The organism is Duganella sp. HH101, assembly GCF_001758795.1.
In the GTDB taxonomy this organism is placed as follows: domain Bacteria; phylum Pseudomonadota; class Gammaproteobacteria; order Burkholderiales; family Burkholderiaceae_D; genus Rugamonas; species Rugamonas rivuli.
The window spans coordinates 45,825-71,622 of record NZ_LRON01000006.1 but is presented as its reverse complement, the minus strand read 5'-3'; the positions used below and the strand labels follow the sequence as shown (position 1 = coordinate 71,622).

Here is a 25,798-nt window from a genome sequence, read left to right as displayed (position 1 = left end):
GGTTGCACCGGAACGCGCCTGAGACTACGAACTCAGGCGCGTTTTTTTATTACAGCATCGGCAGCTTCAACGAGTCGACCACCATGCGTATCAGGCGCAGGCGGCCCGAGGTGTAGGGCGGGAAGAACAGCTTGATGAGCATCAGCGGCGACGCGCGCAGCACCGCGCGTTCGTGCGAGAAAGCCTTGAAGCCGTACTCGCCGTGCGCGCTGCCCATGCCAGAATTGTTGACGCCGCCAAAAGGCAGATTGCCGTGCGCGAAATGCGTGACGCAGTGGTTGACGCAGGCGCCGCCGGAGCTGGTCTGCTTGAGCACCTGGTCGATATTGGCCTGGCGCGTGCTCCACACGTACAAGGCCAGCGGCTTGGGCGCGGCGTTGATGGCGGCGATGACCTGGTCCAGTTCGCGGTATTCGATGATGGGCAGCAGCGGTCCGAAAATTTCCTCCGACAGGATGGCGGCGCCGGCCGGTATCTGTTCGATCAGCGTCGGCGCAATGTAGCACTGCGCCTCGTCGACCTCGCCGCCGGTATGCACCACGGCCCCGCGCTGCAGCGCGTCCGCCAGCAGGCCCGCCAGGCGTTGCGTATGGCGCTGGTTGACCACGCGCGTCAGGTCGGGGTTCCGCTTTTGCGCCGCCGCGTCGGCGCCGTAGCGCTGCAGCAGCACCTGGCGGCAGGCGGCGACGAAGGCGGGCTTGACGCTGGCATGCACGTACACATGGTCGGGCGCCACGCAGGTCTGGCCGTTGTTGAGGAACTTCCCCCACATCAGCGTTTCCGCCGCCAGTTGCAGGTTGGCGGTCTCGTCGACGATGGTCGGCGATTTGCCGCCCAGTTCCAGCGTCACGCTGGCCAGGTGCTGGGCGGCGGCGGTCATCACCAGCTTGCCCACCGACGGCGAGCCGGTGAAGAAAATATGATCGAAGGGCAGCTGCAGCAGGGCGTGCGAGGTCGGCTGGCTGCCTTCGAACAGCGCCACTTCGTCGGCCGGGAACACGTCGGCGATGATGCGCGCCATCAGGGCCGACACGGCCGGTGTCATCTCCGATGGCTTGACGATGGCCGTGTTGCCGGCGGCCAGCGCCGACACCAGCGGGCCGAAGCACAAGCTCAGCGGATAGTTCCACGGCGCGATGATCAGCACCCTTCCGCGCGGCTGGTACTGCACCGACGCGTAGGTGCCGAGCATGGTGGTGGTGGGCCATGGGCGGCGCGGCTTCATCCAGCGCTTGAGCGCGCCCAGCACCTGGCGGATTTCCTCCATCACCGGCAGGAATTCTGACGCTTCGACCTCGGCCGGGGACTTGCGGTAGTCGCTCTCGAAGGCGGCGTAAAACGCCGCACGCTGCGCCATCATCGCGTCGCGCAGGCGCTTGACGCGGACGATGCGCTCGGCGGCGGCCGATGCGCGCCAGCGCAGCGCGGTGGCCTGCTGGGCGTCGAAGGCCGCTCTGATCTGCTGCACGTCCGCTTCGTTCATGGCTGCCGTCCCCGCTGTGGTCAATGTTGGAGGATCATTATTGCTGCTATTTTTGCAGCAAGCAAGTGCTTGATTAGTGGCTTTGATCGGGGGCGATGCTGTCGATCAGCGCGCGGCAGGCGGCCGACATGCGCCGGTGCGGCGCGTAGATCAGCGAGAACGGCCGGCTGCGGCCGCTCAACTCAGGCAGCAGTTCGACCAGCTGGCCGTTGCCCAGCCTTTCCTCGGCGACGAAACGGTAGGTCTGGCACACGCCCAGCCCCTGTTGCGCCAGCGACACCACGCCCAGCACATCGTCGGCCAGCCGCATGCGCGGCGGCGCCGGCCAGTCGACATCGCGGCCATCCACCCGCAGCAGCCACGGCGCCTGGCGGCCGGTGCTGGGCATGGTGAAGGGCAGGCAGGCGTGGCCGGCCAGTTCGACCAGGTCGCGCGGCGTGCCGGCCCGGCGCAGATAGTCCGGCGCCGCCACCAGGCACAGCGCCGCGTCCTCCAGCCGCCGCGCGACCAGGCCGCTGTCGGCCAGTTCGCCGAGGCGTATCGCCATGTCGTAGCCCTCGTCGACCAGGTCGACGTTGCGGTTGGCGATGCTCAGTTCGACCACGACCTTGGGATGGCGCTCCATGAACGGCCTGAGCAATTGCGGCAGCCGGTAGTGGCCGTAGGTGGTGGGCGCGCTCAGTCGCACCGTGCCGGACAGCTCGCCGCCCTGGCCCTGGATGGCGCGCTCGGCGTCGGCGATCAGGCCGAAGGCGCTGCGGGCTTGCTCCAGGTAGAGCCGGCCCGCCTCGGTGACGCTCAGGCGGCGCGTGGTGCGCCGCATCAGCTGCACGCCGAGCCGGGCTTCCAGCCGGGCCACGGCGCGGCTCAGCACGGACGGCGTGGTGCCCAGCGCCACCGCCGCCGCGCTGATCGTGCCCTTGTCGACGATGGTGACGAAGGCCTCCACATCGGCCATATGATCGAATTGCCTGCCCATTCATGCCTTTCAAGAACAAATGATTTGGTTGTGCGCGTATTTACACACTCTACAGGCATCAATAAAGTAGCGCCACTACCCCACACCCACAGGAGCATCGCCATGAACACCACCATCCTCAAAGTCGCCGCCGGTACCGCGCTCGGTCTGGCTGCCGTCGCCGCCAACGCCGCCAACGTGCTGGTCGTGCTGTCCGACGAATCGCAGCTGGCACTGCGCGACCAGCGCAGCTTCAGCACCGGTTTCTATGCCAACGAACTGATGCAGCCGGTCAAAAAACTGCTGGACGCCGGCCATACGCTGACCTTCGCCACGCCGCTCGGCAAGGCGCCGACGCTGGACCGCAGCTCGCTCGACAAAATGTACTTCGGCAATGACGAAGCCAGCATGCGCCAGCACGTCGCATTGTTGGACAAGCTGCAGCTGACGTCGGTCGAGCATTCGCCGGTGGTCAGCCTGGCGCGTGTCGAGCAGAACGGCTACGGCCGCTACGACGCCGTCTACATCCCGGGCGGCCACGCGCCGATGCAGGACTTGCTGCACAGCGCGCCGCTGGGCCGCCTGCTGCGCGACTTCCACGCCAACGCCAAGCCGACCGCGCTGGTGTGCCACGGCCCGATCGCCTTGCTGTCGGCGCTGGAGCAGCCGGCCCGTTTCACCGCCACGCTGGAGCAGGGCGCGCATGCCGCCCCGGCGCCGGCCTGGATCTACGCCGGCTACAAGATGACGGTCTTCAGCAATGCCGAAGAGGATGCTTCCAAAGGGATGTTGAATGGCGGCGCGATGAAGTTCTGGCCGCAGGATGCGCTGCAAAAAGCCGGCGGCGCCTTCAGCAGCGCGGCCAGCTGGCAGACCTGGGTGGTGGCGGACCGCGAGCTGATCACCGGCCAGAATCCCGCCTCGGCCAGCGCCGTCGCCGACCAGTTGCTGGCCCGCCTGAAGCGCTGATCCGCCTCAGTTGGGACGGAAGCGGTCGACGATGGCCTGGATCTCGCCGCGCCGTTTCAGCGCCTGGATCGCCCGGTCCAGCGCCGGCAGCGCCAGCTTGCCGCGCGGCGGCAGCGCGCAGTAGGTGTCGAAGGCAAACACCTTGTAGACCGCCGGATTGAGCAAGGCCCGCTCCGCATGGGTCTTGCGCTGATAATCGTAATACAGCGAATTGGTCAGCATGTAGCGGAAACGCATGCGCAGCAGCTTGGACAGGTTGAAGTCGTCGCTGATGGCGTCGTCGCGGGCGAACTCCTCGCCCAGCGGAATCTCCAGGTGGGCGTAACGGTAGCCGAGGATGGTGCCGATGCGCTGCCGGCGAAGCTCGGCCACGTTGCGCACCGCCGGCGTGTCGAGGCGGGTGGCGACGATCTCGTTGTTGGTGAAGATGGCGTCCGACCACAGCCAGTCCTTGCCGTCCAGCCATTCCGGCCGCAGGTCGCACAGGATGTCGGCCTGGCCGTTGGCCAGCGGCGTCTCGACCCGCTTGCGCGGCACGCTCATATAGCGCGGCGTCATGCGCAGCTCGCGCGCCAGCGCGTCGCCGAACTCCTTGAGCAGGCCGCCCACCAGCACGCCATCGCGGAAATCCGTCATCGGCATCGCGCTGCCGGTGGACACCACATAGACCAGTTCCTCTGTGCGACCAGGCAAGGCCAGCAGCAAGCTGGCGAAAAAAATAAGAATAAACCTCATCCGGCTATCATACCTGCAGTGGCAACGGGCGGCGCCGGCCTGTGCGAAAATGCTGCATCGGCGCGGCAGCGCCTTCGGGATTGAACATGGACGACCGCTATTTCTACCAACCTGCGCTGGGCCACGGCCTGCCGCACGACCCTTTCAACGCCATCGTCGGGCCGCGCCCGATCGGCTGGATTTCCTCGCGCGGCGCGGATGGCGGCCTCAACCTCGCGCCCTACAGTTTCTTCAACGCGTTCAACTACACGCCGCCGCTGATCGGCTTTTCCAGCCAGGGCCGCAAGGATACGCTGCGCAATATCGAGCAGACCGGAGAGTTCGTATGGAACCTGGCCACGCGCCCGCTGGCCGGGGCCATGAACGCCAGCTGCGCGCCGGCGCCGCCGGAGGTGGACGAGTTCGTACTGGCCGGCTTGACGCCGACGCCGTCGACCATCGTCGGCGTGCCGCGCGTGGCCGAGAGTCCGGTTGCCTTCGAATGCCGGTGCAGCCAGATCATCCGCCTGAACAACGCGGCCGGCGAGCCGACCGACGGCTGGCTGATCATGGGGGAGGTGGTGGGCGTGCACATCGCGCGGACGCTGCTGCGCGATGGCGTGTACGACACGGCGGGCTCGCAGACCATCTTGCGCGGCGGCGGCCCGGCCGATTACTTCGAGATCAAGCGGGATAGCCTGTTCCGCATGAGGCGGCCGGACTATCCCAAGACCGGTCAGTAGGTGTAGAACATGCGCTGGATGTCCTTGCTGTCGTTGGTCCGGGTCAGGGCCAGCATCAGCAGGATGCGCGCTTTTTGCGGGTTCAGCGTGTCGGAAACCACGAAGTCCAGTTCGTCGTCATTGGCTTCGCCGTTGCGCGCCACGATGCCCTGGCCGACGCGCGCCGAGCGCACGATCAGCACACCTTGCTTGCGCGCTGCCGTCAGCGATGGCAAGACCTTGGCCGCCAGGCTGCCGTCGCCGACGCCGGCGTGGATGATGCCCTTGGCGCCGGCCGCCACCAGCGCGTTCAGCGCCACCGGATTGACGTTGGCGTAGCCGTAGACGATGTCGACCTGCGGCAGCGCGTCGAGCTTGCTGATGTCAAACTCGGTGTCGATGGTGTGCTTGCGGGTCGACGCGTGGTAGAAGTAAGGCTTGTTGCCCTGGAAGTAGCCCAGCATGCCCAGCTCCGGGGTCTTGAAGCTGTCCGGGGTCGAGGTGTTGGTCTTGGTGACGTCGCGGGCGCCGTGGATCTGGTCGTTCATCGCCACCAGCACGCCCTTGCCGACGGCTTCCTGGCTGGCCGCCAGCAGCACGGCGTTGTACAGGTTGATCGGGCCGTCGGCCGACAGCGCGGTGCCCGGACGCATGGCGCCCACCAGCACCACCGGCTTGCGGCTCTTGACCACCAGGTCGAGGAAGTAGGCGGTTTCTTCCAGCGTGTCAGTGCCGTGGGTGATGACGATGCCGTCCACGTCGGACTGGGCCAGCAGCGCGTTGACGCGCTTGGCCAGCGTCAGCCAGTGCTCGTTGCTCATGTTTTCGCTGGCGATCTGGAACACTTGCTCGCCCTTGACCTGGGCCACCTTGGCCAGTTCCGGCACGGCTGCGATCAGGCGGTCGACGCCGACCGTGGCGGCGGTGTAGCCGACCGTGGTGGTGCTGGTGGCGCCGCTGCCGGCGATGGTGCCGCCGGTGGCCAGGATGGTCACATGGGCCAGTGGGGCGGCGGCTTTTTCAGCTGCCCCGGCATATGAACTCAGCAATATTGCGCAAGCCAGCAATGCTTTGAGGAACCGTGCGGGTGTCGGGTGGGACATGTGATCTCCTGATCAAGCTGTAAAGCTAGCGATAGTAACAAATACGCTGGCTGTCAACAATGCAAGCCGTTGCCGCGTTATGGGTGGCGTGAGATGATGTTTACATAGATAATTGCTGCAAGAAAATTATAAAAGAGAAAATATTATGAATTTTGCTAACACCACGCGCAGGGTCGCGGTGCTGGCGCTGATGGCGGTACTGGCCGCCTGCGGCAAGAGCGCGGCGGAAAAGCGGCAGGAAGAAGCCGCGACGCTGACCAGCCTGGGCGAAAAATACGTGAAGGAAAAGGTGCGCGAGCCGGCCTCGGCGATCTTCCGCAACCAGGTCGTCGGCAAGGGCGGCGCCACCTGCGGCGAGTTCAACGCCAAGGATGCGTTCGGCGCCTACATCGGCTATCAGCGCTACATCTCGGTGGCGCGCGACCTGACCTTGCTGGCGCAGGATGTCTCGCCGGCCGAGTTCGAACAGAACTGGAACCAGCTCTGCCGCTAGCCCTGCCTGCCGCTTCGCCCGATTAGCGCTATCATGGTCGGATACCGACTGACCACAGGCTTGAGCATGGAAACAAGAACCGCGGGAGGCAAGGGCGCACTTCCCGAAGCCGCATCGACCGACATCGGCAACCGCCGCCACCAGATCATGCCGACGCTGAGCGAGGCCGAGTTCGAGCTGCTCAGCCGCTACGGCGAGCGCCGCCACTTCAAGGCCGGCGACATCCTGTTCCGCCAGGGCGACCGCCACATCTCCATGTACGTGAACCTGAGCGGCTCGATGGAGATCGAGCGCGCATCGGCGCTGGGCACCGTCATCCTCGGCACCCACGGCCCCGGCATGTTCACCGGCGAGATCGGCACGCTGGCCGGCCGCGCGGCGGTCGCCACCGGGCGCGTCGTCACCGACAGCGAAATGATCGTCATCAGCGAGGAATCCCTGCGCACGCTGGTGATCTCCGAAGCGGCGCTGAGCGAAACCATCATGCGCGCCTACATCCTGCGGCGCGTGGCCTATATGCAGGACCATACGGGCGGCGTGGTGGTGTTCGGCGCGCGCCATTCGCAGGCCACGCTGGTGCTGCGCCACTTCCTGACCCGCAACGGCCAGCCCACCGCCTACTTCGACACCGAACTGCACGACGAAACGGCGGCGCTGATGGAGCGCTTCGGCGTGACGGCGGCCGACATTCCCGCCATCGTCACGCCGTCCGGCGAGGTGCTGCGCCAGCCGACGCTGCGCCAGGTGGCCGACAGCATCGGCCTGAGCTCGGACAATATCGACGGCCGCACCTTCGACCTGGTGGTGGTCGGCGCCGGCCCGGCCGGACTGGCGGCCGCCGTGTATGCGGCGTCCGAAGGCCTGAGCGTGGCGGTGCTGGATTCGAAGGCGCCGGGCGGCCAGGCCGGCTCCAGCTCCAAGATCGAGAACTATTTCGGCTTCCCGACCGGCGTGTCCGGCCAGGCGCTGGCGGGACGCGGGCTGTCGCAGGCGCGCAAGTTCGGCGCCGAGGTGGCGGTGCCGGTGCGCGTCAGCGCCGTCGACTGCGAAGGGCCGGATTTCGAGATCGCCATCGACAGCGGCGAGCGGCTGCGGGCGCGCTCCATCGTCATCGCCACCGGCGCGCGCTACCGCAAGCCGGACCTGCCGGGACTGGAGCGCTTCGAAGGCCGTGGCGTCTACTACAGCGCCTCGTTCATGGAGGCGACCTTCTGCGCCAACGAGGAAGTGGTGATCGTCGGCGGCGGCAATTCGGCCGGGCAGGCGGCGGTGTTCCTGGCCGCGCACGCCAAACACGTGCACATCGTGGTGCGCGCCGACGGCCTAGCCGCCAGCATGTCGCGCTACCTGATCCAGCGCATCGAGGCGGCGCCCAACATCACGCTGCACACGCGCAAGCAGATCGTCGAACTGCAGGGCGACGACAAGCTGGAACACATCAGCTGGCAGGCGGCCGGCGGCGAGGTGAAGACCGCGCCGGCCCGGCACCTGTTCCTGTTCCTCGGCGCGGAGCCTAACACCGCGTGGCTGGGCGACTGCGTGGCGCTGGATGACAAGAATTTCGTGCTGACCGGGCCGCAGGTGCCCGCGCAGGCGTGGCCGCTGGAGCGCAGCCCGCACTTCCTGGAAACCAGCCGTCCCCGCATCTTCGCCGTCGGCGACGTGCGCAGCGGCTCGGTCAAGCGGGTGGCGGCGGCGGTGGGCGAAGGCTCGGCGGCGGTGCAGTCGCTGCACCAGGTGCTGGCGGGCGACTAGCAGCCCTCTTAGACGCTGCGCAGCGGCTTGCTGTAGCGGGTGGCGCGGCGAATGGGCGGATGCTTGCCGGGCGCGTGGCCCAGCGCCTCCAGCGCGCGGTCATGGCCGTACTGCCACTGGTCGTTCATGTGCTGGACGAAGATGTCGTAGGTCGGCGGCATCGCCAGCTCGATGCGGTTGCGGCGCCAGTCCAGCTTTTGCTGCAGCTGCTGCTTGGCCAGCGCCACCGACACGTCCGAGGTATCGATGCGCATATCGGCCAGGTGGGTATTGGCGTAGCGCAGGCGCGCATTGCCGTTGATGCCCAGCACCGAGCGCCAGGCGGGAATCGCGAACACCTGGTCGAAGGCTTCCTTGAATTCCATGATGACTTCCGCACCGAGGCGGCGCGCGATCTCCACCGGGAACAGATCGAGCACGCCGCCGATGTATTCCTGGCCGCGATACTGCTGGCAGCGGAAGTAGATCATGTCAGCGATCGAGATGCGGGCGGCCTCGGTGAGCGGCACGCTGCCGTCGACCAGCAGCTCGCGGGCGACCGCATGATCGCCCCAGCGGGTGTCGCCCAGCGGCGACTGCATGCCGTGCAGCAGGGCGGCCGCGTGCTCGCCGCAGAATACCGTTTCCGCGAACAGCTTGCGGCCGGCGCGCGGCTGGCCTACTTCCGACTCATTGAACAGCAGCTTGCCGCCGATGATGGCGACATCCACGTCCGGCGTCCCGGTGGCGGGCGGGAAGGGCAGTTGCGAGGGTATCTCGAACATGTAGTCGCCGAACAGGTCGGGGATGACGGGCGCCTTGGCGGTCGACAGCTTGCGGCGGGCGGCGCGCAGCAGGCTGCCCGTCAGGTCCGCGTGCCGGGTCGATTTCAGGCTGCACCAGAACTGGTACATCTCGGGCGACGACAGCCAGGCGCGCTGCGCTTCCGGGTCGGGCAGGTTGTGGATGATGGCGGCCGCAATCGCGCCGCCGCAGCTGGCCAGCAGCACGTCCGGCGCGCGCCCGGCCTGCCGCAGCGCGGCGTACATGCCGATGTAGATGCCGAAACGGAAACCGCCGCCGCCGAGGACCATGCAGCGTTTATACGGTTTATACGATTGTTGCCAAGGTTGAATTTGTGCTTGCGTCATAAACCGAACCATACCACAGCAGGCTTCGAGCCCCTTAAATTTGATATAAACCAAATCGCCTACGAACAGCGTTTGACGGCGGCGCGTAACAGGAGAAGAATCGATGGATGGACGATCAGCTTACAAGGATAGAAAGTGCTGTGCAGGCTTTACTTGCCAGCAATGAGGCGATGCGCGTAGACATCGCGAAATTGCAGATCCAGGTAGCCTTCATCGAGCAGCACTACGCAACAAAGGCGGATATAGAAATGGTCAAGACTATGGTTGCAGGCGCAAATTCAGCGGTTTCAGACGCCAGGGGGGAGTTCTATCGAGCCATGCAGGCGCAAACCTGGAAACTGATTTCATGGATGACTGTTGTCTGTTCCGCCCTGACGACAGCAGTCTATTTTATTGCACGCAACGTTCACTAGCCGATCTGCGCCGCAGCTCCGCGTTGGCCGGTTCGGAGACGTAGCGGGCGACGAGGGCGGCCACCATCGCCGTCAGGCACAGGAACAGCAGCAGCCATGGCAGCCGGGCTGCATAACCCAGGCTTTCCTTGGTCATCACGTTGCGCATCCCGGCCAGCACGATGATGTGGAACAGGTAGATCTCGTAGCTATGCCGGCCGAACCAGCGCAGCAGCGACTTGCCCGGCGTGCGCTCCGCAGCGACAGGTTCCGCCGAACTCCCCAGCAGGAACACGCCGCTCGCCAGAGCGACCAGCGTGAAGCCGAATACTTCATGCCCATCGATGCCGCGCAGGTACAGCGCCGCCAGCGCCAGCCCGCCCATGATCCGCAGTATCCGTCCCTGAAGCGCATTCGGCGCCGCGAGTTGCGCCAGCATCGCCGTCAGGCAGCCGATGGCGATGGCGTCGAAGCAGGCCAGGTAGCCGTACATGAAGAAGATTTCATTGTCGGTATGCTGGCTGCGATAGACCGGCCCGGCCACGATGGCGGCGCAGCACAGCAGCACGATCAGCCAATTGCGGCGCAGCAGCAGGCATGACAAGGGCAGCAGCAGGTAGAACACTTCCTCCACCGACAGCGACCAGTACACGTTCAGACAGTAGTTGAAGTAGCCGGCGGTTTGCATCAGCTGGTTGTGCCAGAACGTCAGCACCGAACCGGCGGCGATAAAGAAGTAGCTGGCCGGCCGGTCCACATCGCCGTCGGAATTGGAAAAGAACGGCACGTCGAAGGTGCCCAGCACCACGATGATGGCCAACGCCAGCAGCAGGCAGGGCATGATGCGCGCGAAACGGTATAAATAGAATGTACCGATATCGATCCGCGACAGGTCGCCCCAGCGCCGCAGCGATGTCGACGTGATCAGGTAGCCGGACACGGTAAAGAACATCGTCACGCCGAAGTTCCCCTGGAACGCTGCGCGCAGCAGCCACGCCGGCAGCAGGTCGCCCAGCGGGCTGTTTTTCAGGCCGTAGGCCAGCGTAAAGTGCAGCACCAGCACGCACAGGATGGCGACGCCGCGCAGGCTGTCGATATGCTTGTTTCTCATTGAATGACGGTCTCCGTTCAAAGTTGATGCTCCAGCAGGATGCGCAGCGTGGCGCTGGTCGGCGTTTGCGCCACGCGGTAGCGGCGGCCGTATTCGTTGGCATATTCATGCGATTCGGTAGCGTCCTGGCGCAGCAGGTTGCTGGCAGAGACGCGCAGCTGCGTCCTGGCGTCCACCTTCCACAGTGCGTACAGATCCAGTTCGCGTTTCGGGCTGGTGGCCATCCTCACCAGCGCCGATTGCCGCGCCGGGCCGCCGGCCTGGTAGTTCAGATTGCCGCCGAAGGTCAGCGCGGCGCCGGCCGGGCGGTAGTCCGCGCCCAGGTTGGCAGTGAACGGCACCTGATCTTCCAGCCGGTTGTCCGGCCCCGGCACGCTCTCCACCCGCGACCAGTTGCGCGCCATGTTGGCGCGCAGGTCCAGCCGCGGCGACAGCGGCAGCTTGGCTTCCAGCTCGATGCCGCGCACATTGGCGTTGCCGCTGTTGAAGGGCGCTTCGACCCACTCGCCATCCTGCTTGAACAGACGGGTCACGGTGACGTCGCGGATGCGGCGCACGTAGGTGCTGGCGCTAAGCAATGCGCCTTCGCCGAGATAGTGCTCGTAGGCCGCATCCATGCCCCAGGCCAGCTCCGGCCGCAGATTTGGATTGCCCTGTTCATCGGGATTGGTTTCGTTATTGTTGTTGTCGTTGGTATAGCGGCGCGGCACCAGCTTGACCAGCGGCGGCGCCTTGTAGGTGCGGCTGACAGCCAATCGCAGCAGATCCTTGTTCAGCAGCTCGTAGCGCGATTGCAGCGACGGGCTCCACACCTGCGAGCGCAGGTCCAGCGCGTCTGGCGCGTTGGCGGCTTCGGCGCGGCTGGCGGTGCTCAGGCGTTCGTGGCGCAGGCCCAGATACAGGGAATAGCGCGGCGTGACCTGCCATTCGTCCTGCGCGAACAGGGCCAGGCGGTTGACGTTGGCGCGGTAGTCGGCGTTGCTGCCGCCGGTCTGCGCGCCGCTGGCGTCGAACAGGGTTTCGTTGCGGTCTTCGCTGCGGACGGCACGGCTGGCGTCCCAGCCCAGCGAGATCGCGTGGCGCTCGCCGACCGGATGGCGATAAGTGCCGCTGAGCGCGACGCTGGTCTCGGACGGGCCGGAGTCGACGTGGTGGCGGCCCGATGGCTTGCCGTCGCTGTCCATGCCGTTGAAGTCGAAGGTGCCGCTGCGGCGGTTGCTGCTCGCGCCCAGTTTGGTCTCCAGTTTGGCGCCGCTCTCCAGCAGGTGGGTCCAATTCAGGTCGCTGCGCAGCATGGCGAAATTGGCGACGAAGTTGGAGACGCTGCGCGGGTATTCGCTGTGCGGGCCGACGAGCGCCGTTTCGTTTTCGCCATGGACGTTGTCGACGCGGCGCAGATTGGCGAAGCCCGTCCAGCTCAGCGTGTCGCCGCCGGCCAGCGTCCAGTTCAGGCGCGGCGCCAGGGTGAGGGCGTCGGTGCGGCCGGATTCGGTCTTCCGCATGCGGCGCTGTTCGAGGATGGCGCCGCTGGCGTCGCGCCGTTCTTCCAGGTCGGTGGACGGCGCCTCGCTGCGCTTGTGGGTGAGCGTCGCGGCCAGGCTGTAGGCCAGGCGGCCGTCCTGGTCCGACAGCGTCGCCGACAGTGCGGGCGTATCGACGCCGGCCTGCCGCGCGACGCTGGCGCTGACCGAACGCTGGCCGCGCTTGATGGTCTTCTTCAAAATGATGTTGATCGCGCCGGCGACCGCCTGGTTGCTGAATTCCGCCGTGGCGCTGCGCATGATCTCGATGCGTTCTATCGTCTCGGGTTCTATCGTGTCCAGCGAGAAGCCCGCCGGTACCGGCTCGCCGTTCAGCATGATCTGCGTGTAGCCGTTGCCCAGGCCGCGCATGCTGATCGCGCCGCCGCGTCCCGGCACGCCGGTGATGCTGATGCCGGGCAGGCGTTTGAGCACGTCGGCCAGGGTCTGGTCGCCCTGGCGCATGATCTCGTCGTGGTTGACGACGATGCTGGTGGTGGTCTCGCGCTGGCGCTGGTCGGCGCGCTGGCCGGTGACTTTGACTTGCGGCGGTTCGGCTGTCTCGGTGTCTGCGGCGTGGGCGCCGACGGCGAGCAGCAGCAGGCTGCCGGTGAGGTAGTGTCGCTGCATATGCTTCCTTGTCTTCAAAAACGCGGGCAATAGTTCCCCTTGCCGCAGCCGGTGGGCTGCGGTTCGGAGGCGGTGATTGGGGGGCTTTAGCCTAGTAGCCTAGCTGCTGCCGGCGCACGAGCAGGGCGCGCCTGGTGGCGCGGGCGTCCAGGTTGGCCAGTTTGGCGGCCGGGTTGAGGAGCTCTTCGCCCTGCCGCACTTCGAAATGCAGGTGCGGGCCGGTGGCGAAGCCGGTTTGGCCGACGGTGCCGATCTGCTGTCCGGCCTCCACCTTGGCGCCGGGCTTGACGTTCGTGGTGGTCAGATGGGCGTACAGGGTGCGCTGCGCGCCGTGCTGCAGGATGACGGTGTTTCCATAGCGGCCTTCGTTCTCGGCCAGTTCGCCTGCACTGACGACGGTGCCGGCGGCGACCGCGTGTACCGGCGTGCCGCTGGTCGCTGCGATGTCGATGCCTTTGTGCGGCGTCACCAGCACGGTGCGGCGCACGCCGAACAGGCTGGTCACGCGCATCTTGTCGAGCGGGTCGCGCCAGGCGGGCTCGGTTTCGGCCGGCGCGGCGGCGTCCGTCCGCGCGGGCGACGGCGTAGCGTTGAGCTGCGGAGCCGCGTTGAACGCGAGCGCCGGTTGCAGCATGGCGCCGCCGGCCAGTACGACGGCCATCAGCACTGCGACTCCCCAGGCGACCGCGCTGCTGAGCACCGGCAGCGCGGCCTGCTGCATCTGGCGGATGCGCGCGGCGGCGGTGGCGCCGTTGACGCCGCCGAAGGCCACGCCGCCGGCCGGCATGGCCGCCGTCTGCGTTTTCCATTGCAGCAGCAGGGCGGCCGCATACTGCTTGCGTTGCTGCTGCGGGCGGCCTGCCAGCACGCGCTGGTCGCAGATCAGCTCCAGCGCCCATTCCATTTTTGAATTCATCCAGCGCAGCGCGGGATTGAACCAGAAGACCGTTTGCAGCAAGGCCGACACGCCCATGCACAGCGGATCGCGTGCGCGCCAATGGTGCAGTTCGTGGGCGATGATCATGTGCTGCTGCTCGGCGCCGAAGCTGCGCAGATGGCGCGGCAGCAGCAGCACGGGGCGGCGCGCGCCGATCAGCATCGGCGAAATGGCGGCGTCGGTTTCCATCACGGCCAGGCGGTGGCGGGCGATAGCCGCCAGTTGCGCGCCGTGGAAGGCGCCGTGTTCCTGCAAATCCTGTGGCGACAGGCGCTGCGAGGCGGCCAGCAAACCGCGCCATGCGCGGCGGGCGCGCAGCTGGCGTGCCAGCGTCCATGCCAGGCCGGCGGCATACACCAGCGTCCACAATGCGGGCAGCACCAGTGTGAAAGGCGGCAGGTCGATATCGCCGGCTGCTTCAGATTCGCGTGCGTCTGCGCGGGCGGGAAGGGCGACTGCGGCCGCTGCCGGCGCCGATGCGCGACCCGTCGGCTGGGCGTCCTGCGCATTGCCTGGCAACGCGGGCAGCGCCACACGGATGGCCGGCGATTCGGCCGCGTCCAGCGTCACCGTCGGCGTCAGGCTGTGTTGTTCGCTGTGCGGCAGCAGTGCCAGCAACGCGGCGCCGGCGGTCACGCCTTGCGCCGCCAGCCACACCGCACGGCGCGGCAGCAGCGCCGGCCAGCAGCGCAGCGCGGCCGCCAGCAGCGCCCACACCAGCATCCCGGCCAGCACGCAGCTGACGCTGGCCAGCATCCACTTGAACAGCACCACGTAGGCCAGCATCATGGCTTGCCGGCCTCGTCGGACGGCCAATCCTGCAGCATCTGCTCCAGCTGCGCCAGTTCATCGCTGTCGACCAGCTTGCTGCCGGTGAACATGGTGACGGGCAGCGGCGCCGCCATCTCCATCACGCGGCTGCCGAAATCATGGGCAAACGCCGCCAGCGTCCCGACCTTCTCCAGCCGCGCCACGTAGACGTTGACGCCGTGCGCCGCCTGCTGTGCCAGCATCTGCTTGTCCAGCATGCGCTCCAGCGTCTTGCGGGTGGAGGAGAACGACCAGCCCAGCTCCTCGGCGACGGCGTCGTGCAGCTCGCGGGCGCTCAGCGGCTGCTGCTTCCACAGGGCTTTCAACAGCGTCAGCTCGCTGACGGACGGGATGGGGATGGTGGTGGACATGGCATTACCTCTCTGCGACGAATGGGGTGATTATGCGACATGTGTCGCATGCCGGTCAACAGTTGTCTAAAAATTTGTAACATTGCTTTGCATAAATTCTCTATATGTTACGATTAAGTTTTTGCTAATTGCCAATTGTGTACGGTCGTGCGGGATGAGCCGCAAGGTACCGCCGAGTGGGTCGTGGCTTGAAACCCGCAGCACCGTTATGAAATGCGCTATACAATGCCTGAGGCCGCAGCTTTCCGCCGCTGCCTCACAGTATTGGAAACACATATGTATTACGGAGAGCGCTTCAACAGCATCACTCACACCGTGGGCGCCGCGCTCGCGGCCATCGGCGGCACCTTGCTGATTATCCTGGCTGCGCGTACCGGCGACGCCTGGAAAGTGGTGAGCTTCAGCATCTACGCCGCCACCCTCCTGGGGCTGTACCTGACGTCGACGCTGTACCACAGCCTGCGCGGCCGCGCCAAAGACGTGCTGCGCCAGATGGATTACTGCGCCATCTACCTGCTGATTGCCGGCAGCTACACGCCGTTCACGCTGGTCAGCCTGCGTGGACCGTGGGGCTGGTCGCTGTTCGGCGTGGTGTGGGGCCTGGCACTGATCGGCATTTTGCAGGAAATCTGGTTTGCCAAGGGCGCGCGCGTCCTGTCGCTGCTCATTTACGTGGCGATGGGGTGGGTGGGCGTGATCGGCGCCAGCCCGCTGATCGACGCGCTGGGCTGGAGCGGATTCGCCTGGCTGGCGGCCGGTGGCCTGGTGTACACGGTGGGCATCGCCTTCTTCGTCACCGACCACAAGTGGAGCTACGGCCACGGCGTCTGGCATTTGTTTGTGCTGGGCGGGAGCGCCTGCCATTTTGGCGCGATCTGGCTATATGTAGCGTGAAGCACCCGTACAACTGTAGGATTTCGAGAGTAGAGCACCAGTGGATATTAATTCCGACGACCTGAAAACCTTTATCACCGTGATCGACAGCGGCACCCTGAGTGCCGCCTCGGTCCACCTCGGCCAGACCACGTCCGGCGTCAGCCGCGCCTTGTCGCGGCTGGAGGACAAGCTGGCGACGTCGCTGCTGACGCGCACCACGCGCCGCATGGAACTGACCGAAGAAGGCCATTTGTTCCTCGAACGCGCGCGCGCCATCCTCGGCGCCATGGAGGAAGCCGAGGAAACCATCCGCATCCGCCGCCAGAAGCCGGCCGGCCGCCTGTGCGTGGACGCGGCTTCGCCCTTCATGCTGCATTGCGTGGTGCCGCACATGGCCGAGTTCCGCGCCCTGTACCCGGAGATCAAGCTGGAATTGAGCAGCAACGACCAGATCACCGACCTGATCGAGCACCGCACCGACATCGCCATCCGCATCGGCGCGCTGACCGATTCGACGCTGCACGCGCGCGCGCTCACATCGAGCCCGCTGCACGTGCTGGCCAGCCCGGAGTACCTGCGCCGCCACGGCACGCCGGACACGCCGGAAGAGCTGGTGCGGCATTCGCTGATCGGCTTTGCGCAGTACGAGCAGGGCAACAACTGGCCGCTGCGCCATGCGGCCGGCAACAGCCTGCCGATCACGCCGTCGATCGCCGCCTCCAGCGGCGAGACGCTGCGCCAGCTGGCGCTGACGGGGCAGGGCATCGTCTGCCTGGCGGACTTCATGACCCGCGCCGACATCGAGGCCGGCCGCCTGGTCAAGGTCCTGGAAGGCAGCAACACCGGCTTCAGCCAGCAGATCCACGCGGTCTACTACCGCAATACGCTGCTGGCCCAGCGTATCAGCTGCTTCCTCGAGTTTTTGCAGCAAAAACTCTGAGCGGTGTACGGTGCGGTTCCGTACAGAGGTCTCCCGGGGGCGGGGCTACACTGACTTCATGTTATCGCCGCCTCAGGGAGCCTATCATGTCGCAGACTACACACCCATCCAAACACCTGGTCCGTGCCTACCTGGAGCGGCGTTCGCATGAAGTCAAACCGCCGCCTACACCGGAAGAAATCCGCCGCCAGCTGGGCTGGGGCATGCTGATGTTCGAGCAAAAAGTCGGCAACGGCCGTTCCTGATTCACGGCCCAACCCCCGCCGGCACGCCATTCGCCGCCGGCATGCGGGATTTTTCGCCGTTCACCTGCCCGTTTCCGCCGTTCGCCGAATAGCGGTTTCGCGGCCCGCAGTTCCCCGGTATCGTTACATCCATACCAACACGGGGGACTGAAATGAGTATCCACACTGCTTACCGCTGGCGTCAACAAATGGTCTGGGGCCTGGCGCTGATCGCCGCCGGCTGCGTGCTGCTGCTGGACCGCGCCGACATCATCGACATCGACTTCAACATCATGAGCCTCTGGCGCTGGTGGCCATGGCTGCTGGTGATCAGCGGCCTGACCAAGATCATCCCGCCGACCACGCCGCGCTACTTCCTCAACGGCTGCTGGGAGATTTTCTTCGCCGGCTGGTGGTACGTCTCCTTCAACCATGTCTGGGGCCTGGATTTCGGCGGCACCTGGCCTGCGCTGGTGGTGGCCTGCGGGATCGGCATGCTGCTGCGCCCTTTGCTGGATAATGCCTTCCCTTCGATCAAGGAGCCAAAATGAGTACCAACCGTCAAAAGAGTCCCGCATCGCAGTTCGTCGTCGGCCTGTTCGTGGTCGCCGTCGGCATGGCCTTCCTGCTCGCCAATCTCGGCTGGCTGGACCTGGACTTCACGCTGCACCTGTGGCCGACCGCGCTGATCTTCTTCGGCGTCATGAAGCTGGTGCAGACCCGCACCACCTCCGGCGTGGTGGTGGGCGGCGCGCTGATGCTGGTCGGCGCCATGATACTGCTGAAGGAGACCGGCTTCATTTCCATCAGCTGGCGCTCGCTGTGGCCCTTGCTGCTGATCGCCGCCGGCCTGTCGGTGGTGTTCAAGTCGAGCACCGGCCGCTCCTTCCTGGAGCCGGGCGCCGACTCGCTGGAAAAGACCAGCGGCGACGCCGTGGTCGACATCACCGCCGTCATGGGCGGCTTCAAGCGCCGCCTGACCACGCAGGATTTCCGCGGCGGCGAGATCACCGCCGTCATGGGCGGCTGCGACCTGGACCTGCGCCAAAGTTCGATCAACGGCGAGGCGGTGCTGAATGTGTTCTCGATGTTCGGCGGGATCACCATCAAGGTGCCGGTCGACTGGACTGTGGTCCTGCAGGGCACGCCGATCATGGGCGGCTTCGAAGAGAAGACCGTGCCGCCGGCCACGCCGGATAAACGCCTGATCGTGCGCGGTTACGCCATCATGGGTGGCCTGGAAGTGCGCAACTGAGCATGCAGGAGATTTCTTCCAGCCGGCGCGGCACCGTCATCTACCTGCTGGTGTGGTTGTTCCTCGGGATCGCGCTGGGCGGCGTGATCTCGCTGGCCAACGACGCGCCGCTCGCCAACGCCATGCTGTTCGCGATTCCGATGAATCTGCTGTACGCCTATGCGGCGGGCTACTCGGCCTACTACCTGTGCCGCGCCTATCCGCTGGGCAGCGGCAGGACCGCCGCCACCGCGCTGGTGCTGACGGTGGCGGCGGTGGTGTCGGGCTTTCTGTGGCTGGTGCTGGGGCGCTCCTGGAACGGCGCCTGCCTGATGCTGGACGTGGCATGGGCCGGCGTTCAATTCAGCGCGCAGCTGTCGGCGCTGATCGTCGGCCTGGGCATCCTGCTGTACGGCTTCGCGGCGGCGGTGCACTACCTGGTGATCGAATTCGTCCGCGCCAAGAGCGCCGAGCAGCGCGAACTGGAATCGCTGCTGATGGCGCAGGAGGCCGAGCTGCGCATGCTGCGCACGCAGATCGATCCGCACTTCCTGTTCAACAGCCTCAATTCGATCAGCGCGCTGACCTCGCAGGACCCCAAGGCCGCGCGCCGCATGACGCTGGAACTGGCCAGCTTCTTCCGCCAGAGCCTGGGCATGGAGGCGCACAAGAAAGTGACGCTGGACGAGGAGCTGCGCCTGATACGCCACTTCCTGGCTATCGAGCAGGTGCGCTTCGGCGCGCGGCTGCTGGTGGAGGAGCAGGTCGACCAGCAGGCCGCGGCCTGCCTGGTGCCGCCGATGATCATCCAGCCGCTGGTGGAAAATGCCGTCAAGCACGGCATCTGCAATATGCCGGAGGGCGGCACGATACGGGTGACGGCGCGCAGGGAGGGCTCTATCCTGCACATCCGCGTCGACAATCCGGTCGATCCGGACATGGCGTCGGCCCGCAGCGACGGCCACGGCATCGGCCTGACCAATGTGCGCCAGCGGCTGGCCGGCGTTTACAAGCACGAAGCCAGCATCCACTGGGGACGTATCGACAACAGCTTTGGCGTGGACATCGCGATGCCCGCGCAAACAGGCGAAGAGGGAGAGTAGAGCAATGCGTATCATTATCGTGGACGACGAGATGCTGGCGCGCGGCGTGGTGCGCGAATACCTGGCCGAACATCCGGACGTGGAAGTGGTGGCCGAATGCGCCAACGGTTTCGAGGCGGTCAAGGCCATCACCGAACTGGCGCCGGACCTGGTGTTCCTGGACATACAGATGCCCAAGCTGGACGGCTTCGAGGTGGCCGAGCTGGCGGGCGCCAAGACCCGCTACATCTTCGCCACCGCCTTCGACCAGTACGCGATCAAGGCCTTCGAATTCCACGCGCTCGACTACCTGCTCAAGCCATTCAGCCAGCAGCGCTTCGACCAGGCGCTGGCGCATGCGCGCGCCGATCTGGCCAAGGGCGACGGCGATGGCGGCGCGGCGGTGCAGAGCATGGTGCGCGAGGCGGCCGGCCGCAACAAGCCGCTGGGCCGCGTGCTGATACGCGACGGCGCCAAGGTCCATGTGATCAACAGCGACAAGATCGAGGTCATCGAGGCGCAGGACGATTATGTGCAGATACGCTCGGAGGGCAAGTCCTACCTGAAGAACCAGCGCATGGCGGAGCTGGAAGAGCAGCTCGACGCCGGCCAGTTCCTGCGCATCCACCGCTCGTGGATCGTCAACATCGCCTGCGTCGACCGCATCGAGCAGGCCACCAGGGACAGCTACGTCGCCATCCTCAAGGACGGCGCCAAGGTGCCGGTCAGCCGCAGCGGCTACCAGAAGATACGCGCGGTCATTCAGTAGCCCTCTGCTGCCCGGCTTGCAGGTCGGAGGCGCGCCGCTGGGCGGCGCCGGACAGCACGCGCAGGATGGTGGCGTTGGAGATGTTGTAAGTGCTCAGATAGGCCCAGGCGAGGGCCGCGCCCATGGTGGCGTCGATGATGACGGCTTGCTGGATCGCCCTGGAAAGCAGCGTGTTTTCCCTGTGTCTCATGTGTAGCATTCCTGAAAACTGAAGGCTCACGGAGTCGGGGTGAGTCGGTCAACACCAGTGGTGGTGCGCAGGTGCGGGGCGCTGTGGACCGGTCCAGCCAATATATCAGACCTGCCGCAGGCAGTTGATTGCATATCGCTATCGTTCCACCCGCAGCGATTCACTGCGCCGGGGGGCGTCCCGTTCCGGCCACCTCGATGCGCCACCAGGCCGGCATCAGCTGTTGTATTTCCGGGCGGCCGAAGCGGTCGTCGATCAGGTAGACGGTGCCGCGGTCCGATTGCGTGCGGATCACCCGGCCGGCCGCCTGCACCACTTTCTGCATGCCGGGGAAGGTGTAGGTGTAGTCGTAGCCGGCGCCGAAGATGGCGTCCATGCGCTGGCGGATCTGCTCGTTGACGGGATTGATCTGCGGCAGGCCCAGCGTGGCGACGAAGGCGCCGATCAGGCGCGCGCCCGGCAGGTCCACGCCTTCGCCGAACGAACCGCCGAGCACGGCGAAGCCTATGCCCTCGCTGTCGAGCGTGTAGCGGGCCAGGAACTGCGCCCGTTCCGTCTCGTCCATGCGGCGCGACTGGCGCCACACGGGCACGTCCGGGTAGCGCTCGGCGAACTGGTTGGCGGCCTTTTCCATGTAATCGAAGCTGCTGAAGAAGGCCAGGTAGTTGCCCGGCTGGCGGCGGTACTGCTCGCCCATCAGCTCGGCGATCGGCCGCAGCGATTGCTGGCGGTGCTGGTAGCGCGTGGAAATGTGCGCGGCCACTTGCACCGACAATTGCTCCGCCACGAAGGGCGATTCGACGTCGACCCAGGCCGTGCTGTCCGGCATGCCGAGCATGTCGCCGAAGTAGTTCCACGGGCTGAGCGTGGCCGAGAACAGCGCCGTGCTGTGGCTGCTTTCGAAGCGCGGCTTGAGGAAGGGCGCGGGCACGATGTTGCGGATGCACAGCACGGAATTGGAATGGCTGGCGCGCGCGCCTGCGGATTTCTCGATGTCGAACAGCGCGTGGTCGCCGAAGCTTTCGGCCAGCCGCGTGAACAGCAGCGCGTTGAAATAGAAGTTCTGCAAATCCGCATCTACATACGATGGGTGCTCGGCCATGTAGTCGGCGATGGCGGTGGCCGCCGTCTGCAGCGCGCCCATGAACTTTTCCGGCAGCGCGGCGTAGGACTGGTACTCGCCGGACTGGTCTTTCTCCAGCTGGTTCCACTGGCGGTGCACGCGGTCCAGCGGTTTTTTCAATGGTTCCGGCGCCAGCTTGCGCAGCAGGCGCAGCGCGGCGTGTTCCATGTCGGCCGAATACATCTTGCGCGCGCGAGAGACCATATTGTGCGCCTCGTCCACCAGCACGTTGACCTTCCAGTCGTTGAGCAGCGTCAGGCTGTGCAGCATGGCGCTGAGGTCGAAGTAGTAGTTGTAGTCGCCGATGACGATGTCGCACCAGCGCGCCATTTCGCTGCTCAGGTAGTAGGGGCAGACTTCGTGCGCCAGCGCGATGGCGCGCAGCGTCTCGCGGTCCAGCGCGAGCAAGGCGCCGCCGGGCGCGGGCGGCGCCATGATGTCGAGCGCGGCCTGGCGGGCGGCGGGCAGGCGGTCGTAGAAGCCGCGCGCCAATGGGCAGGAATCGCCATGGCAAGCCTTGTCCGGGTTGACGCAGGCGGTGCTCTTGGACGCCATCTCCAGCGTGCGCAAGGGCAGCAGCGGGGCGCCGCTGCGGATCACGTCGACCGCGTCCAGCGCCATCTGCCGGCCCGAGGTTTTCGCGGCCAGGAAGAACAGCTTGTCGACGCCGTGTTCGGCGCTGGCCTTGAGCATGGGGAACAGGCTGCCGACGGTCTTGCCGATGCCGGTGGGCGCCTGCGCCAGCAGGCACACGCCGCGATTGCTGGCCTTGTACATCGCTTCCGCCAGCTGGCGCTGGCCGGGGCGGAAGTCGGCATGCGGGAAGCGCATCGCCTTCAGCTGGGCGTCGCGTTCGGTGCGGTGCGCCAGCTCTTGCCGCGCCCATTGCAGGAACAGCTCGCATTGCAGCTCGAAATACGCTTGCAGGCCGGCCGCCGTGTGCTCTTCCTGCAGCACGGTTTCCTTCTGGCTGCCGATGTCGAAGTAGACCAGCGCCAGGTTGATCTGCTCCAGTGCCAGGCTCTGGCACAGCAGGTGGCCGTAGACCTTGAGCTGCGCCCAGTGCAGCTGGCGCTGGTTGTCGGGCATCTTCTTCAGGTCGCCGCGATAGGTCTTGATTTCTTCGAGGCGGCGCGCGCGCGGGGCGTAGCCGTCGGCGCGGCCGCGCACGTGCAGCGGGCCGTAGTCGCCGGACAGCGCGAGCTCGGCCTGGTAGTCGTCGTCGCGGCGCGCGGTCACGGTGGCGTGGCCGGCGATGCCTTCCTGCGCCGTCGGCGACGGCGTGAAGCGCAGGTCGAGGTCGCCCGTCTTGGCGGTGAACTCGCACAGCGCGCGCACGGCGATGGTGTAGCGGGGCGGGGCCGCCTGCATGCTCGCGCTCATGCCGCCCATTGCAGGTAGCAGACCGAGACCGGCATGTCGTGCGCGGCGCAGTAGGCGATCCAGCGCAGCTGGTTGTCCTGCAGGCGGTCGCCGGGGCCTTTTACTTCGATCATGTTGTAGCGGCGCTCGGCCGGCCAGAACTGGATCAGGTCGGGGAAGCCGCTGCGGTTGGCTTTGATGTCGGCCAGGATGCGCTCGAAGGCGCGCTTCAGGTGCAGCGCCGGGATGCAGTCCAGCGCCAGGTCGAGCAGCGTGCCGTCCAGCGTTTCCCAGTAGACGAAGGGCGACTGGATGCCGGCCTTGGTGGCGTAGTTGGCGTGTATCGTCGCGCGGTACTGGCCGTTGTCGAGCTGGGCCAGCGCGGCGTCGAACTGCTGGGCGCGGCGGCGCTGGAAATCGGCGCTGTGCAGGTCGGCCGGGCCGCGGTGGTAGGGGTGGAAGAAGGCGCCCGGGATGGGGCTGAACACGGCGTCCCAGCACAGCAGGCCGAACAGCGAATTGATCAGCGCGTTCTCGACGTAGTAGACGGGGGCGTCGTCGCGCGTCAGGTGGTCGCGCACGACGAACTCGACGTAGTCGGGCTGCGCCGGCGGCGGCAGGTTGAGGTCGATGCGCAGCGCTTGCGCGGGCGTGGTGGCCCGCGGCTTGGCGTGGCCGAGCTTGCGGGCCAGGCGCGGTTCCATGCGCAGCAGTTGCTGGCGCTCCGCCTCGCTTTCCGGCGCTTGCAGCGCGGCTTGCAGCAGTTCGAAGGCGGCGCGCGGCTGTTCGTCTTTTTCCAGCACGCGCACGGCGCGGGCGCGGGCGCCGGGGTAGTTGCAAGCGGCGTAGAGCGCGTGCGCGGCCTGCCAGGCCGGAGCTGCTTTTCAAGGTGCTGGGCTGGATTGCTGGAAGGTGACAGCTTGGTCGCGCCGGCTGCGCAGCCATTCGTTGTCTTCGGGGCAGGGCGGCAGGTCGCGGATCACCTCGTCTACGGGCTCGCCTTCGAGGTAGCGTTCGTGGCAGCGGTGCAGGGCGAGGAAGTCGTCGATGTCGCGGCGGCTGCGGAAGCCGCGCGCGGCCGGCGAGAAATCGACTTTCTCGTACTGGTAGATGCCGAGGTCGGACAGCACGAACTCGGTCCAGTCCTGATGGTAGTTGCCGAAGAAGATGAGGCGCAGGCGGTCGCACAGTTCCTGCGTCAGGTTGCGGTAGCAGTGGTCGCCTGCGTCTTCGTACCAGATGGAGAAGCGGTGCTGGCCTTCGTACCGGGCGCGCAGCGCTTCGAGCTGGTCGGCCTTGCGCAGCTGGCGCTGGTGCGCGGGCAGCTGGAAGATCTTGCCGATCTCCGGCTTTTGCAGCAGGTCGAAAAGTTGTTCCAGGTCGAGCGCGGGGTCTTCCTCGATCAGGCCGATGGCGGCCAGCGGGCGGGCGGCTTCGTGGGTGCTGCCGATTTCGGCATACACCAGTTTGCTGGCGCGGAACACCGTGCCCTTGCGCATCACCATGCGCACGAACAGTGCGCGCGAGGCCTGGGGCAGGGCGGGGAAGGCGGTGATCAGGGCGCGTTCGTCGGCGGTCAGCAGGTCGTCGTAGCGGTCGCCGATCCAGGTCAGTACCTGCTGGAAGTTCTCCAGGTAGTAAAAGGGATTTTCCAGGACTTTGATCATTGCGGGCGCGAACTGTTACGATAACTGTGTTTATGTACAGTGTACCGTATTTGATGGCGGACGCCCAGCAAATTAAAGAATCTGCGTCGACAGGGAATCTCAGTCAGTTTTTTTGCGAGCTTGCGCGAATTCAGGAATGTTGATGGCTGAAGAGAAGAATATTGACTCCAGCTTGTCGCGGGAAATGGATTTGCCGTTCAGGACGACGCGTATCTTGCCGTTCGTTGGCCGAACCTCCCGCTCAAGAGGAAGATTCGTCGCGGCTAGCCGGGAACGGCGCAACGCCGCTTCGAGCGTGTATTCCATGCTCTTGCTGATTGGCGTTTTCTTTGCGGTGGTCATGGCTGATGCCCTTGCAAAACATCGTACAGATAGTTTAGCAGAATCCTCCAACTGATCGAGCACATCGCCGTCGTGACGTTCCAGCGTCAAGCCTTGCAGACGGTTGTTTTGACGATCATAGAGCTCCCCTTGAAAGTAATCGCGGGCGACTTCGTGCGCGAGCAGAATCGCTTCTGCGCGTGCCAGGTTCTGATCGTCGAACTGTTGGTCGGGATTCATTGTTCGAACAACGAAAAAGCCAGGCGCGCAGGCCTGGCTGGTGCGGGAGGAGGACGGGTTTATTTCTTCGCGGCTTTGGCTGGCTTGACGGTGTTCTGGTCGACCAGCGCGCTGGCTTTGGCGATCTGCGCTTCGACCGCTTCCACCGCCTGCTTGGTGGCCTTGGTCACTTGCTCGTAACCGCTGAAGGCGTTGTCGATCGCGGTCTTGACGATCTCCACGGCATTCTCCGAACCGGGACGCACGTTCTTCGTGACGTCGTAGATCAGCGCGCTCAACGTGCTCTTGGCTTCGGTCATGTGGGCGTCGGCGGCGCGGGTGAATTCTTCACGGATCTCGGCGATGATGCCGCCCAGCTGCTGGTTGTACGCTGCGGCGCCGGCCATGCCGGGCTGTACCTTGGCGGCGGCCAGCGATATGGCGGCCTTGGGATCGGTGGTCTGGCTGATTTCCTTGCCGGCGGCGAGGCCGTCTTCCAGTTGGGTCTTGGCGGTGGCCATGTTCAGGGCGACGACTTGTTCGACGCCTTGTACGGCTTTGCTGGTCAGGGTGTTGAAGGTTTCGAGCTGAAATTCAAACAGTGCTTTGGTGGCGTTGGCAAATTGTTCGGGATTCGTAAACATACAGTCTCCTCAAGATGATGGGATGTAGCTCGTACTCCGGGGTTCCCCC

General features: G+C 65.7%; 27 protein-coding genes. 12 read left to right on the top strand and 15 right to left on the bottom strand.

Going from position 1 to position 25,798, the window contains the following annotated elements; all coding sequences use genetic code 11:
* Positions 1–49: 49 nt before the first annotated feature.
* Both DUGA2_RS11580 and DUGA2_RS11575 read right to left on the bottom strand, forming a co-directional pair.
* Positions 50–1,507: an aldehyde dehydrogenase family protein gene (locus tag DUGA2_RS11580; protein WP_286162306.1), complete on the bottom strand. Its 1,458-nt coding sequence runs from the start codon at positions 1,505–1,507 to the stop codon at positions 50–52.
* Positions 1,508–1,556: 49 nt separating this feature from the next.
* Positions 1,557–2,462 carry a LysR family transcriptional regulator gene (locus DUGA2_RS11575; protein ID WP_070269429.1) on the bottom strand — a complete coding sequence of 302 codons (906 nt, stop codon included), beginning with the start codon at positions 2,460–2,462 and terminating at the stop codon, positions 1,557–1,559.
* 102 nt (positions 2,463–2,564) lie between these two features.
* Between DUGA2_RS11575 and DUGA2_RS11570 the strand changes: the two genes are divergently transcribed.
* Positions 2,565–3,410, top strand: a complete 846-nt coding sequence (locus tag DUGA2_RS11570; RefSeq protein ID WP_070269428.1) for a type 1 glutamine amidotransferase domain-containing protein — start codon at positions 2,565–2,567, stop codon at positions 3,408–3,410.
* Between the two features lie 6 nt (positions 3,411–3,416).
* On the opposite strand, the gene DUGA2_RS11565 is transcribed toward DUGA2_RS11570, so the two are convergent.
* Positions 3,417–4,145 (bottom strand): ABC transporter substrate-binding protein, encoded by a 729-nt coding sequence (locus DUGA2_RS11565; RefSeq protein WP_070269427.1) that lies wholly within the window; start codon positions 4,143–4,145, stop codon positions 3,417–3,419.
* Positions 4,146–4,231: 86 nt separating this feature from the next.
* Between DUGA2_RS11565 and DUGA2_RS11560 the strand changes: the two genes are divergently transcribed.
* The gene (locus tag DUGA2_RS11560; RefSeq protein WP_070269665.1) at positions 4,232–4,867 is read left to right on the top strand and encodes a flavin reductase family protein; all 636 of its coding nucleotides are present in this window, start codon (positions 4,232–4,234) and stop codon (positions 4,865–4,867) included.
* On the opposite strand, the gene DUGA2_RS11555 is transcribed toward DUGA2_RS11560, so the two are convergent.
* Entirely contained in the window at positions 4,861–5,949 is a 1,089-nt protein-coding gene (locus tag DUGA2_RS11555) for a type II asparaginase (RefSeq protein WP_070269426.1), read from the bottom strand. The two genes, DUGA2_RS11560 and DUGA2_RS11555, sit on opposite strands and share 7 nt — an antisense overlap.
* Positions 5,950–6,094: 145 nt before the next feature.
* On the opposite strand from DUGA2_RS11555, the gene DUGA2_RS11550 reads away from it, so the two are divergent.
* Both DUGA2_RS11550 and DUGA2_RS11545 read left to right on the top strand, forming a co-directional pair.
* A complete protein-coding gene (locus tag DUGA2_RS11550; protein ID WP_008447435.1) occupies positions 6,095–6,442 on the top strand; it encodes a hypothetical protein in 348 nt (115 codons plus the stop codon).
* 66 nt (positions 6,443–6,508) lie between these two features.
* Complete coding sequence (locus DUGA2_RS11545; RefSeq protein ID WP_070269425.1) at positions 6,509–8,197, top strand: cyclic nucleotide-binding domain-containing thioredoxin-disulfide reductase; 1,689 nt, start codon at positions 6,509–6,511, stop codon at positions 8,195–8,197.
* Between the two features lie 8 nt (positions 8,198–8,205).
* Here DUGA2_RS11545 and DUGA2_RS11540 read toward each other — a convergent pair whose 3' ends face one another.
* Complete coding sequence (locus tag DUGA2_RS11540) at positions 8,206–9,270, bottom strand: patatin-like phospholipase family protein (protein WP_070269424.1); 1,065 nt, start codon at positions 9,268–9,270, stop codon at positions 8,206–8,208.
* A 164-nt stretch (positions 9,271–9,434) separates the two neighbouring features.
* On the opposite strand from DUGA2_RS11540, the gene DUGA2_RS11535 reads away from it, so the two are divergent.
* Positions 9,435–9,740: a hypothetical protein gene (locus DUGA2_RS11535; protein WP_070269423.1), complete on the top strand. Its 306-nt coding sequence runs from the start codon at positions 9,435–9,437 to the stop codon at positions 9,738–9,740.
* Here the strand turns inward: DUGA2_RS11535 and DUGA2_RS11530 are convergent.
* The 4 genes from DUGA2_RS11530 to DUGA2_RS11515 all read right to left on the bottom strand — a co-directional run bounded on the left by DUGA2_RS11530 (position 9,718) and on the right by DUGA2_RS11515 (position 15,098).
* Positions 9,718–10,830, bottom strand: a complete 1,113-nt coding sequence (locus tag DUGA2_RS11530; RefSeq protein ID WP_070269422.1) for an acyltransferase — start codon at positions 10,828–10,830, stop codon at positions 9,718–9,720. The genes DUGA2_RS11535 and DUGA2_RS11530 overlap by 23 nt on opposite strands.
* A gap of 17 nt (positions 10,831–10,847) precedes the next feature.
* A complete protein-coding gene (locus tag DUGA2_RS11525) occupies positions 10,848–12,980 on the bottom strand; it encodes a TonB-dependent siderophore receptor (RefSeq protein ID WP_070269421.1) in 2,133 nt (710 codons plus the stop codon).
* Positions 12,981–13,071: 91 nt separating this feature from the next.
* Positions 13,072–14,706 carry a M23/M56 family metallopeptidase gene (locus DUGA2_RS11520; RefSeq protein ID WP_070269420.1) on the bottom strand — a complete coding sequence of 545 codons (1,635 nt, stop codon included), beginning with the start codon at positions 14,704–14,706 and terminating at the stop codon, positions 13,072–13,074.
* Complete coding sequence (locus DUGA2_RS11515) at positions 14,703–15,098, bottom strand: BlaI/MecI/CopY family transcriptional regulator (RefSeq protein WP_070269419.1); 396 nt, start codon at positions 15,096–15,098, stop codon at positions 14,703–14,705. Before DUGA2_RS11515 ends, DUGA2_RS11520 begins: the two co-directional genes overlap by 4 nt.
* Positions 15,099–15,374: 276 nt before the next feature.
* Between DUGA2_RS11515 and DUGA2_RS11510 the strand changes: the two genes are divergently transcribed.
* The 7 genes from DUGA2_RS11510 (at position 15,375) to DUGA2_RS11485 (ending at position 20,223) form a co-directional block, all read left to right on the top strand.
* Positions 15,375–15,992, top strand: a complete 618-nt coding sequence (locus tag DUGA2_RS11510; protein WP_008447443.1) for a hemolysin III family protein — start codon at positions 15,375–15,377, stop codon at positions 15,990–15,992.
* A gap of 40 nt (positions 15,993–16,032) precedes the next feature.
* Positions 16,033–16,914: a LysR family transcriptional regulator gene (locus DUGA2_RS11505; RefSeq protein WP_070269418.1), complete on the top strand. Its 882-nt coding sequence runs from the start codon at positions 16,033–16,035 to the stop codon at positions 16,912–16,914.
* An 86-nt stretch (positions 16,915–17,000) separates the two neighbouring features.
* Positions 17,001–17,159, top strand: a complete 159-nt coding sequence (locus DUGA2_RS34000) for a hypothetical protein (RefSeq protein WP_168167779.1) — start codon at positions 17,001–17,003, stop codon at positions 17,157–17,159.
* A 152-nt stretch (positions 17,160–17,311) separates the two neighbouring features.
* Positions 17,312–17,689, top strand: a complete 378-nt coding sequence (locus tag DUGA2_RS11500) for a LiaI-LiaF-like domain-containing protein (RefSeq protein WP_070269417.1) — start codon at positions 17,312–17,314, stop codon at positions 17,687–17,689.
* Entirely contained in the window at positions 17,686–18,393 is a 708-nt protein-coding gene (locus DUGA2_RS11495; protein ID WP_070269416.1) for a LiaI-LiaF-like domain-containing protein, read from the top strand. The genes DUGA2_RS11500 and DUGA2_RS11495 overlap by 4 nt, the downstream gene beginning before the upstream one ends.
* A 2-nt stretch (positions 18,394–18,395) precedes the next feature.
* Complete coding sequence (locus tag DUGA2_RS11490; protein WP_070269415.1) at positions 18,396–19,475, top strand: sensor histidine kinase; 1,080 nt, start codon at positions 18,396–18,398, stop codon at positions 19,473–19,475.
* A gap of 4 nt (positions 19,476–19,479) precedes the next feature.
* Positions 19,480–20,223, top strand: a complete 744-nt coding sequence (locus tag DUGA2_RS11485; RefSeq protein ID WP_070269414.1) for a LytTR family DNA-binding domain-containing protein — start codon at positions 19,480–19,482, stop codon at positions 20,221–20,223.
* On the opposite strand, the gene DUGA2_RS11480 is transcribed toward DUGA2_RS11485, so the two are convergent.
* The 6 genes from DUGA2_RS11480 to DUGA2_RS11460 all read right to left on the bottom strand — a co-directional run bounded on the left by DUGA2_RS11480 (position 20,213) and on the right by DUGA2_RS11460 (position 25,749).
* On the bottom strand, positions 20,213–20,413 hold the full coding sequence (locus DUGA2_RS11480; protein ID WP_070359151.1) for a hypothetical protein: 201 nt from the start codon (positions 20,411–20,413) through the stop codon (positions 20,213–20,215). The two genes, DUGA2_RS11485 and DUGA2_RS11480, sit on opposite strands and share 11 nt — an antisense overlap.
* 160 nt (positions 20,414–20,573) lie before the next feature.
* Positions 20,574–22,928 carry an ATP-dependent DNA helicase gene (locus DUGA2_RS11475; protein WP_070269412.1) on the bottom strand — a complete coding sequence of 785 codons (2,355 nt, stop codon included), beginning with the start codon at positions 22,926–22,928 and terminating at the stop codon, positions 20,574–20,576.
* Positions 22,916–23,701, bottom strand: coding sequence for a VRR-NUC domain-containing protein (locus DUGA2_RS35000; RefSeq protein WP_373994831.1), 786 nt, complete (start codon positions 23,699–23,701; stop codon positions 22,916–22,918). The genes DUGA2_RS11475 and DUGA2_RS35000 overlap by 13 nt, the downstream gene beginning before the upstream one ends.
* Positions 23,702–23,782: 81 nt before the next feature.
* Positions 23,783–24,565 (bottom strand): hypothetical protein, encoded by a 783-nt coding sequence (locus DUGA2_RS34995; RefSeq protein WP_373994830.1) that lies wholly within the window; start codon positions 24,563–24,565, stop codon positions 23,783–23,785.
* A 99-nt stretch (positions 24,566–24,664) separates the two neighbouring features.
* Positions 24,665–25,126: a hypothetical protein gene (locus DUGA2_RS11465; protein ID WP_070269411.1), complete on the bottom strand. Its 462-nt coding sequence runs from the start codon at positions 25,124–25,126 to the stop codon at positions 24,665–24,667.
* 59 nt (positions 25,127–25,185) lie between these two features.
* Positions 25,186–25,749, bottom strand: coding sequence for a phasin family protein (locus DUGA2_RS11460; protein WP_070269410.1), 564 nt, complete (start codon positions 25,747–25,749; stop codon positions 25,186–25,188).
* Positions 25,750–25,798: the final 49 nt, after the last annotated feature.